The organism is Marinilactibacillus psychrotolerans (assembly GCF_900101525.1).
Taxonomy (GTDB): Bacteria; Bacillota; Bacilli; order Lactobacillales; family Carnobacteriaceae_A; genus Marinilactibacillus; species Marinilactibacillus psychrotolerans.
Map to the genome: position 1 here is coordinate 136110 of NZ_FMZD01000004.1, position 9683 is coordinate 145792.

A 9683-nucleotide genomic window follows, 5' to 3' on the forward strand; every position below is an offset into this window, starting at 1 on the left:
GAACAAAAAAGTAACAATCCCTTCAAAATCAGGATTGTTACTTTTTTTATTCAATAAGAGAGATAATTTTTTACAGAAAGAACTTTTTAGTTACACAAACTTCTTGATGATCAAAAAAATTTAAATTTGTAATAGTAAAAATTTACTAATTTTTATAATCTTTAATTAGTATCATTTGAAAATCTTTTTATTCTCTAGTACTGTTTTATTAAGGAAGAGATTTCATTATGTCGAAAAAATTTTATTCGCACAACAACAATAACTGCTTTGCTTTTTTACTAGTCTGTTAGCTATCTCATCTTTTTACAATGTAGCTGCAGCAGAGAATCCAACTGTTAATGTTACTACGGAAAACACTACTCAAGCTAGTAGAGAAGGTGTCATTAGCAATATTTCACATATAAAACAAATGATAGAAATAGACAACAAAGGGCACTTGGAACTTAAAGATAACGTGTCTCAAGAGGATTTTGAAAAATATGATTTATCTCAATTAGAAGAGCATTTTATCACTTTAAACCAAAAAGTTGATCAAGGGATAATTTCAATCAATTCAGAACTAGAAATTCAAGAAAGTAATGATATTGTTACTATTTCTGCTTCTGTACCTACTAGAGAATATCATTGGTGGGGTTACAAAACTACGTATATTAATTCTCAAACTGATTCAGCTATAAGCACATTGGATAGTTTTGCAGCGGGTACTGCAGGAGTGTGGTTCCCAGCAATCGGAGCTGGAGCTGGCGTATCATCAGCGTATGCCTCTTTGTTAGCAAGTAGAATGGGCGCTAACAAAGACGGAAACGGCGTAATAGTCGATATGACTTGGGCCGCTGACTTAACATATTACCTAGATAAAGGAGGCAATAATAGTGTTCTATTTTGCGATTTTCGTATTACTTGCAAGTATTGGATTTGGAGTACTTCACGCAACTCATAAAGGTGATAAAAAAGAATTACAAAAATTCAATATCGGTTTTTCAATTCTCATGGCTATATTTGCACTAGCTAACTTACTACAAATATTAGCTTAAAAAGTATACTAAGATTAGTATATTTTCTGTTTGATATTAGTTTTTTACTGTTTCATAGAGATTATAAAATTACCAATATCCTCTTCAATTGAACTATTTGTTATCGACATAGAGTCAATTAGCTTTCCATTATTCTGTTCTTTCGGAGCACTTATCGTGTCTATAACATAAAGCGTCTAATGCATCAATCGCTGATTTTTCTTTATTATCTTTTCCACACCAATTTCCGTACCGTGTTATTTCAGCAAATCCTGCTAGTGTAACTAAAGATGCCAGAGTTTCTTTCTGGTGTTTCAATAATGTTTGAAGAATTAAGGAGCAAAGCCGTAATATAAAGCAGAATAAATGGGTTGTGCTAATAAAAACACTCCAAACAGTGCAGGTATAAAAAAGAACATAAATACTATTTTCAAAAAAGGAAATTGATTTTGAGATAATATTAGTTTACTACCAAACCACGTTATAATGGTTAAAAAAGCTATCATCAAAGGGTAATACGATATATCTACAAATGCAGAAAAATGATCAATTGTAGGAAATTCATTATTTCCAGAACTTTTTATTAAAGCGATCCATCCCAACCAAATGACAAGAAAGGTACCTTGTAAAAAAATGGCAAGTGTGACTAAACTGTAAAAAATAGATTTTTTTTCTTTTCTGACTAATAAATAAACGATTCCCACGTAAATAATTCCTGTTAATACGGCGAAAGATGGATAATATACAAACAAAGTGATTACTCCTTTTTTATGAAAATGTTCTCAATAAGAAACTTGATTATATTAAAACAGGTTCTTCTTTTTTATGAAAATTGCTTCAGAAAAGTTAGTGTACTAAAAGCTAGAATGATAGTTGCTGGACAGTGTAGGAATATACTATTCGACCAATTCTCTATAAAGTTATATTACAAAGGATTGTATCGATATTCATTTATGATTTTAAGTTTAAATTCACATCTATCATTTGCTGTACAAAGTTCCCACAGAAGTTAGAAAGCTTTCTCTAAAATCTGGGAGATAATATCTGCTGATCAATATTAACCCTGAGTTATTCTATATATTTATTTTTAAAAAATAAATTACTTTAAGGGTGATAGGGTTTTACGCTAGTAAGTTATCCAATTGGCAATTCATTAGTTAGTGTAAACCTTGCTCCACGAATCTATAAATTCACATACCCAACAGCAGCTTTGTAAATATTTCTAGAGAGCGCATAATCCTATAATCCCCAATTAATTTTCCAAGGTACCCACTAAAAACATCTACAACACGTACTTGTAATGCGCCTTCACTTAAATCACCATATAATATGTGTAAACCACTATTACTGTGTTCGAAAGCATGAACACAGCCATTAACAAATTTTTGTGAGTATAAAGCTGCTTGGGCGCTTACAACAGTCGCTTCCGCTTCATCAAACTTTTCAACAAGCTCAAAAAATTGTTCAGCACTGATATTAGAATTTTATGTAGTTTTAAGGGTATTGATTATAGTATTTTTGTTAGTCTCTTTTACTCCTTTTGAATTTTAGTTTGCTAGATATTGACCGATTCAGAAGCTTCAACTGATTGTATATTGTTCATTACAGGAATAGTTGTGGATAAAAGTGTAGCAGAAATAAGTGAAATTTTGATGTTTTTATACATATTAAACGTTTTAATTAAAAATTTATTTACATATTTAAATAGATTAAAGGATTTAGACTTTTAGAAATAACCTCCTACTACTATAATAACTTTATAACATAATTAATCAATGGATATTGGATATTATTTATTGGGCTTACTTATTATGTTAAAAACATAATATAATAAAACCTACTATTTCTTTTACAGATGTATAGTAAGGGTGAAAGGTATGAGTCCGAAACAAAAACAGGTTTTTTCTTATTTCTTATCGGAGATAACGGACTTCTAGTATTCCAGAAATAGTTTTCGAATCCACATGAATATATTCCAGGGCTTTAGAAACCGTCTGCCAGGAGAATCAGTTGCCTTGTATAATCTTGAACCCACTATAGGCAAAGAAACTAAAATAGTTTACTTCACTGAAAGCAGATATTACGAATAACGAGACTAAGATATGGCAGTTTCTGGACCTAACATAAGAACATTACTGCAACAATCGCTAAAGAAGAATTTTATATAGTAGAATTGGAAGCAAAGGTGAAAATAAATCAATTTCAATTATTAACGAGTATAATTCAAATTGATTTAAAAATTTACTGTATGACTATCTTTGATCAAATTTAATTTCATAGTATATCTGAGATTAAATTAAAAAGCTGCTTCTTTGTGGAGTTGAGTACTGCCCCCGGAAGTTAAACTGTTTGCTCTAAGGTACCTAACTTTAGATTCTATACATATTTTAAATAGAAAAACGTCCTTACATTATTTTGGTAAGGGCGCTTTTTTACAAGAATAAAACCAAGCCTTCGAAATTCAATTGGTAGTTTCTGATTCATATAACTTTCTTTGTTGTTCAACCAGCAAGTCGAGCTTTTCTTGTGCTTCTCTGTTCAGCCTTACAAAGTCTCTTTGAAAAGCCCAAAAGATCGCAGAAGTTGGGGTGTATTCCTCTACTAATCTTTCCAGATCTGGAGTGTTTGATGAATAATAATCCCCTAGAAACTCCAGACCATTCTCCCAGCTTTTTAGCTTATTTAATACATCTTCTAACTCAATAATTTCTGAGTATACATTTATCTTGTTTTCAGACATAGTTATTCCTCCAATAATTTTAGTTGGGCATACTTTTACAACAATTAAAAGATATTTTGACATGAATAGAGATTTAATACTAAATATAGTTTACCAAAACTAAAGTGAATTATTGTAGCGGGTATCCGCTAGATTTATAAATTTTGTGGTAAAATTTATAATAAATTGAATTTTATAAAATTAAAAAATTGTTGAAATCTTGCTAAGATACTCTAATATTTATGGTATCTGAGAAAATTATAGAGAAATTTTCTTTTCTATGAATGTAGCTTTAATACGTTATTCTAAAGTAAATAGTTATTTTACATAATTTTATTTGGAAAAGTAAGTTCCAATTCTTTTAACAATAATAAGTATAGTAATCCTAGTGATTGCTGGATAAGGGGAGGTAAGAAACATGAATCAGTATGAAAAGAAAACTACATCAGGAAATAATACATCAAGTATTACAGGATCATTGCCTTTTGAGGGAAGATGGACAGTAGGTGCAACGCCAGATGAGATAATTCCGAGTCATGGAACGGATCTGTTTGGCGTTGGATACGCAATCGATTTTATGGCCGTAGATAGTCAAAATGAAACAAGCAGGAAAACGAGTTGGCGGACACATTTAAGCTCCGAGGCTCCTGAGATCTTCTATGCATTTGGGAAGCCAATCTTCTCTCCAGTTTCTGGTGAAATTATTAGTATTCATAATGGAGAACTAGACCACAAAGCGTATCGTTCACTAGTCACTTTGATTCCCTATGCTGTCACGCAAAGAAGTAGAATGCGTAAAGGACCAGAAGCAATTGCTGGTAATTATATTGTAATCTCACCTAATAATACTGATCTTTATGTAGCAATCGTGCACTTACAATTAGATTCATTGATTGTGAAGAAGGGAGACCATGTAATACAAGGAGAGCATATTGCAAACTGTGGAAATTCAGGGAACTCGACCCAACCTCATATTCATATTCAAGCAATGGCGAGTGCAGATTTTTATAATACAGTAGGGATCCCTTTATATTTTAATGAATTTACTCAACAGAATACGGAAACAAGAGAGTCTGAAATCATAAAAAGTGGCTTCCCAGCAACTGGTTCTGTAGTGAGTCAGAATTAATTGGTTTATTAAGCATATAAGCAGACGAAGGTTAACTAAGAGAGAATAATCCTGAACTAAGTGTTTTATCAATGGATTACTATCAAGAAAAACAACTGATTTTTAACCAAATTGGATTAATAATAAGTATTAGAATTAATGATTGGTATATCTTTGTAATTCAAGAAATGGATAGAGTTATTTGTTCGTAAGAAAGTGAAAAAAGAGTATCAATATGTATTTAGTCTTATTCACGATTATTTATTGTGTCATTACCCAAATTTTAAATTTAAACGATGCACTTTCTTTTGGAATTTATTTAATCGGTTTAAGTATTGCAAAAGGCATTCTTGGTAAAGAACTTACGGATGTTTTTAATTTCAAAAAACAAGCTACATGTACGAAATAATTGGTTTAAAAGATTCATTCATGGAAATGATCGCTTTAATGCTGATTTATCTTAATACCTATTTAATTGATTATGAGCCGCTGTCTGTTTTCGAATTCATTATTACATTTTTCGTTTTTATACTAGTCTATCGATTTTTATTTTAGGGCATACTATTAAGGTTCAAAGCTTTTACAATAGAAAGTTCAAAAAGCTGATTCAAAACTTCAAAAAAAGTATATGGCAAACAGAGCTTGAAATTGATAATTGAAAAATTAACTCAGAGTTTTTCAAACGAAAAAGTATGGCTAAGCATTCATTCAAGTAATGATATAGCCAAGCATCTTTATGAACGTTTCGGTTTTCAGAAAGAGGAACTGGGTTTGAAACGGATGATGAAATTTTTATGAGTCGTAATTTAAAAGAATTCATAAATTCTTGAATTAGTTGGTGAATGATTATCCTCAAAGAGACATAAGTATCTATTCAAGAATAATAAATAAAATATAAAACAAGTCTAATGAATGAATCATCGTAAAAACGAATTATTTACTCCTATGCACTAATGGAGGAAAATAGTTCGTTTTTAATTTTATTTATTTCAACGACAACTAAATATATTGATTCAATTATATAAATGATATTTTGTTTTTAAAATCATTTCATAGTAGAAGTAATTGACTAAATTTAAAGGTGTATGGTATGTTAAAATTATACTAATTTATATAATATTAGGAAGGAGCTGAAATTTTGAATCCAGTTTTAACAATTAAAGGATTACAAGTAAAAAAAAGCAATCAATTAATTCTTGATATAAAAGAAGAAATAGCCATATCTTCTGGAGATAATGTAGCAGTATTAGGAGAAAATGGTGCTGGTAAAACGACTTTGATCAATGCAATTTTAGGAGAAATAGACTTTGAAGGAGAAATAATTAAACACTTTCAGAAAAAAGATTGTGGTATTGTCTTTCAAGATAATGCATATAATGACCTAATGAAAGTTTACGAACTAATAGAATTAGTTTTACCCTTAAGAAAAGAAGCTTTAACTCATTTTATCGAAAGCTATGATTTGAAAGATTTAAAGAAGAAATATATTAAGGATCTATCTGGTGGAGAGAAACAAAGATTAACCTTAAGTTTAGTATTAGAAAGTGAAAAAAACATTTATTTTTTTGATGAATTAACTTCGGGGTTAGATTATAAAAAAAGACTTGCTCTACTCGCTATGATGAAGAAAAAAACAATAGCTGGAACTGTACTGAATGTGACCCATTATTTTGATGAAATTGAAAATTGGGCCACTAAAATATTAATGTTGAAACAAGGAAAATTAATATTTTTTGGATCGAATGAAGATTTTTTTGCGAAGTTTAAGCATTACTCGGTTGTAAAAGTAGAGTATAACCAATTGGAAAACTTTAATAAATCGACTATGGAGAATGTTCAAACTGCAGATACCGGTGATGGCATAGCATTCATCTGTCCAAATCATGACATGCAGGTTGATGTAAAAAAAATATTAACTAATAATAATGTTGTCTACAGTGTTATAAAACAAAATGTTTATACTTCCTATCTAATGGCGTACGCAACAAATGAAAAATCAAATCATAAAATGACCGAGGTGAAAAAATAGTGAGATATTTATGGACAAGTATAAAATTGCAGTTCCGTATTCCAATATCCATCTTTTTTTCATTATTATTTCCGTTAATTATGATGTTTGCGATGGTGACTTCTTATGGTAATTTTGATATAGGGAATGGTTATTATTTTGTCGATAAATACTTTTTGATCAGTACGGGTATGGGAATGCTGCCTATCTCATTAATTAGTTTCCCCATTTGGTTAGGTGAAAGTCTGCAAAATCAAAGTTATAAACGCCTAGAATATTTTGGACTAAAAGCACATCACATGGTTATTTCTGACGTTTTCTCCTATGTCTTATTAACCACTTTAAGCATTTTAGCCAATATAGTTTTTGGCTTTATTATGTATGGATTAACTATTCCAAGTACTGGTTATTTATTTGCGTATGTTATTCAATGTCTATATTGTAATTTGATTTTCCTCCTTTTTGGGGCAATCATTGCACTATTGGTAAAAAACACCAGAATATTAATGCCTGCAGGAATGGTCCTATTGTTTAGTTCCTATATTTTCACTGGAGCATTTTCCTCATTTTCAGAGCTTCCAGAAACTTTTCAGACAATTGGAAGATTTATCCCGATGAAATATGTAATGAATGACTTTTTTGAAATATGGACAGAAACTGAACTCGTTAATGTAGATTTTCTACTGTTAACTACAGCTTTAGCTGTAGTGTTTACTGTGATTTTAGTATTAATACTAATAGCGAATAAAAAAAGAAAAAATTGAATTAAGTTTATCTGTATAAACGAACTAGTAGACTATTGTAGTTAAAGGAAGGTTTAAATTAATGAAAAAGAAGCTGAATAATCCAAGTACTCGCATCATAGCGTCCATTGTTTTAGGAATTGTTATAGGAGTCATAGTATGTTTTATCGCAATTCGTTTTGGGTACAGCCATATTAAAAGTACGGATTTGATGGAATACAATGTAAACTTGATTGGGTTAAACATTTTTAATATTCAAAGAGAGGGTGCTGAATATATAGGTACTCCTAATAACAGTAACATGATGTTTATCGGTCTCGCTTTTTCTATGGTATTAGCAATCGTAACTGAAACAATTGAATAGGTTACACTGAGTTGGACAGAAAAGATAAGGTGTGTATACTAAACACAATTGTAGCTTTTAAAAATAGAAAGAAAGTCGAAAGTAAATGATAAATAGCAGTAAATAGGTTCATTTAACTCTTTATTTGTAACACTTAATATTTTACAATTGACATATTAAGAAACAAGCGATTGAAAAAAATAAAAAGAAAGGATGAGAGAATGATACATTCGTATAAAAAGCTCGTATCTATTTTGCTAGCAATATTTTTATTAATTGTAATTATTGTATTTTCACCAGAGTACAGATTAATCGGTTGGATCATACCAATACTGTCTGGAATAGCAATCAATTTAGCTTTTGTGCCTTTTCCATCAGACAAAGGTAAATCTGTTAAGACTAACAAGCCATACTATTTGATCTTACCCGCAGCGTATACGCTTGGTTTTATGTATATTTCGGGTATTCAAGCTGTAAACTTTTTCGTGATTGGATTTTGCTTAGCTCAAATATATAAACGAATAAGAATAAAACTTAGTCTGAAGATATCAACCTAAAAAAATTAAATTTTAAAATTTTCTAACTAATTATTGGATTAAGGAGTTTAATATCGATAGTGTAAAATGTAATAAATTAGTTAAAAATAGGGTAGGATATTCTAAATGTAACTTATAAAAAATTTGTATATATGGTTTGCTGATATAATATTATCATTTCCTCAAGAATTTATAGTGAGTATTATAATCAGCTTCATAACAGTACTCTTAAGTCGATTTTTTAAATATATTGGAAAATATATCAAGATAATTAGAATAGTTATGAGAAAAATACAGCAATTCTTAAGTGATCAACCTACAATAGAATCAAAATATACAATAAATCCTTCTCCAAGGTATAAAGGAGGATTTAAAAGAAGAAAAAAAGAATCAAGGTTTACAAATTATTCAGGATCGCTTGGGATAGTACTATACACTAGTGTTGTTATTACAATAATCTCTTTAAATTTTTTAAAGACTTATCAATACAGTATTCGAATCAATATTTTCGCCATCAATTTGTTTTTTATTAGCTTTGGAATTTTTCTAATTGTTATTTCTGCGTTAACCAATAGAATACAGAAAAGTACACTTCTTTTTAGTATAGTGGGTATCATATTATCTTTCTACACTTATTACATAGCAACTATATTACCTAGATTAACGAAAAAGATACCAATTGATTTCAACATTTTAACTTTGTTTACTGATTTGGATACTTTTTTAAAGCTTATGATTATGCTCGGAGGAATATTGATTCTGTTTTTGGAAATAGGGATAGTTTTAGCGTTGTTCATTAGAATGTTTGTCATAAAAATTGATAAATTTATATCCAATAGAGTGACAAAGTATATTATAATTAAAACATCTATTTTTGATAATAAGAGAGCGTCAAGAAGTTTGTGTAAATAAAAAGTTCCTTCTGTAAAAAACTTATCTTTCTTCTAGTTCTCCAAACATTTCCCAAAGTTCTGCTTCAGCTTGTTGGAAACCGCGGTGGCTTCGAGTTAAAAATTTCTGATTATACAGATCAAAATTTGAGACTAAAAAGCGATCCATAGATTCTTCATTTTGAAATTGCTCTTTACGCCGACTGTATTTTTTAATTTGTTTGTTAAAAGACTCAATCAAATTAGTGGAGTACAAGCTTCTTCGGATTGAAGCGGGAAAGTCATAAAAGGTCAGTAAGCTATCGTTCTCTAAAATAGATTTG

At 29.9% G+C, this 9683-nt stretch carries 9 protein-coding genes and 1 pseudogene; 7 read left to right on the plus strand and 3 right to left on the minus strand.

The genetic code is table 11. The features are described 5' to 3' along the window. Positions 1 to 436 precede the first annotated feature (436 nt). A complete protein-coding gene (locus tag BLT22_RS03520; protein ID WP_143020619.1) occupies positions 437 to 940 on the plus strand; it encodes a hypothetical protein in 504 nt (167 codons plus the stop codon). A 405-nt stretch (positions 941 to 1345) separates the two neighbouring features. Here the strand turns inward: BLT22_RS03520 and BLT22_RS03525 are convergent, their stop codons facing one another. Together BLT22_RS03525 and BLT22_RS03530 are read right to left on the minus strand one after the other, a co-directional pair. Continuing rightward, positions 1346 to 1765 carry a hypothetical protein gene (locus tag BLT22_RS03525; protein WP_091760777.1) on the minus strand — a complete coding sequence of 140 codons (420 nt, stop codon included), beginning with the start codon at positions 1763 to 1765 and terminating at the stop codon, positions 1346 to 1348. Positions 1766 to 3474: 1709 nt separating this feature from the next. After that, a complete protein-coding gene (locus BLT22_RS03530; RefSeq protein WP_091760779.1) occupies positions 3475 to 3753 on the minus strand; it encodes a hypothetical protein in 279 nt (92 codons plus the stop codon). A 397-nt stretch (positions 3754 to 4150) separates the two neighbouring features. Between BLT22_RS03530 and BLT22_RS03535 the strand changes: the two genes are divergently transcribed. From BLT22_RS03535 to BLT22_RS03555, 6 genes and pseudogenes are all read left to right on the plus strand, one after another. After that, entirely contained in the window at positions 4151 to 4861 is a 711-nt protein-coding gene (locus BLT22_RS03535; protein WP_091760782.1) for a M23 family metallopeptidase, read from the plus strand. Between the two features lie 618 nt (positions 4862 to 5479). Then, positions 5480 to 5638: pseudogene (locus BLT22_RS12555) on the plus strand (hypothetical protein); the annotation flags it as partial. A 340-nt stretch (positions 5639 to 5978) separates the two neighbouring features. Beyond that, on the plus strand, positions 5979 to 6869 hold the full coding sequence (locus tag BLT22_RS03540; protein WP_091760783.1) for an ATP-binding cassette domain-containing protein: 891 nt from the start codon (positions 5979 to 5981) through the stop codon (positions 6867 to 6869). Further along, on the plus strand, positions 6869 to 7612 hold the full coding sequence (locus BLT22_RS03545; RefSeq protein ID WP_091760786.1) for an ABC transporter permease: 744 nt from the start codon (positions 6869 to 6871) through the stop codon (positions 7610 to 7612). Before BLT22_RS03540 ends, BLT22_RS03545 begins: the two co-directional genes overlap by 1 nt. 61 nt (positions 7613 to 7673) lie before the next feature. Continuing rightward, positions 7674 to 7955: an LlsX family protein gene (locus BLT22_RS03550; RefSeq protein WP_091760789.1), complete on the plus strand. Its 282-nt coding sequence runs from the start codon at positions 7674 to 7676 to the stop codon at positions 7953 to 7955. Positions 7956 to 8155: 200 nt separating this feature from the next. Next, the gene (locus tag BLT22_RS03555; protein ID WP_091760792.1) at positions 8156 to 8491 is read left to right on the plus strand and encodes a hypothetical protein; all 336 of its coding nucleotides are present in this window, start codon (positions 8156 to 8158) and stop codon (positions 8489 to 8491) included. A gap of 912 nt (positions 8492 to 9403) precedes the next feature. Here the strand turns inward: BLT22_RS03555 and BLT22_RS03565 are convergent. After that, a partial coding sequence (locus tag BLT22_RS03565; RefSeq protein ID WP_143020620.1) for a transposase occupies positions 9404 to 9683 on the minus strand: 280 nt, incomplete at its 5' end.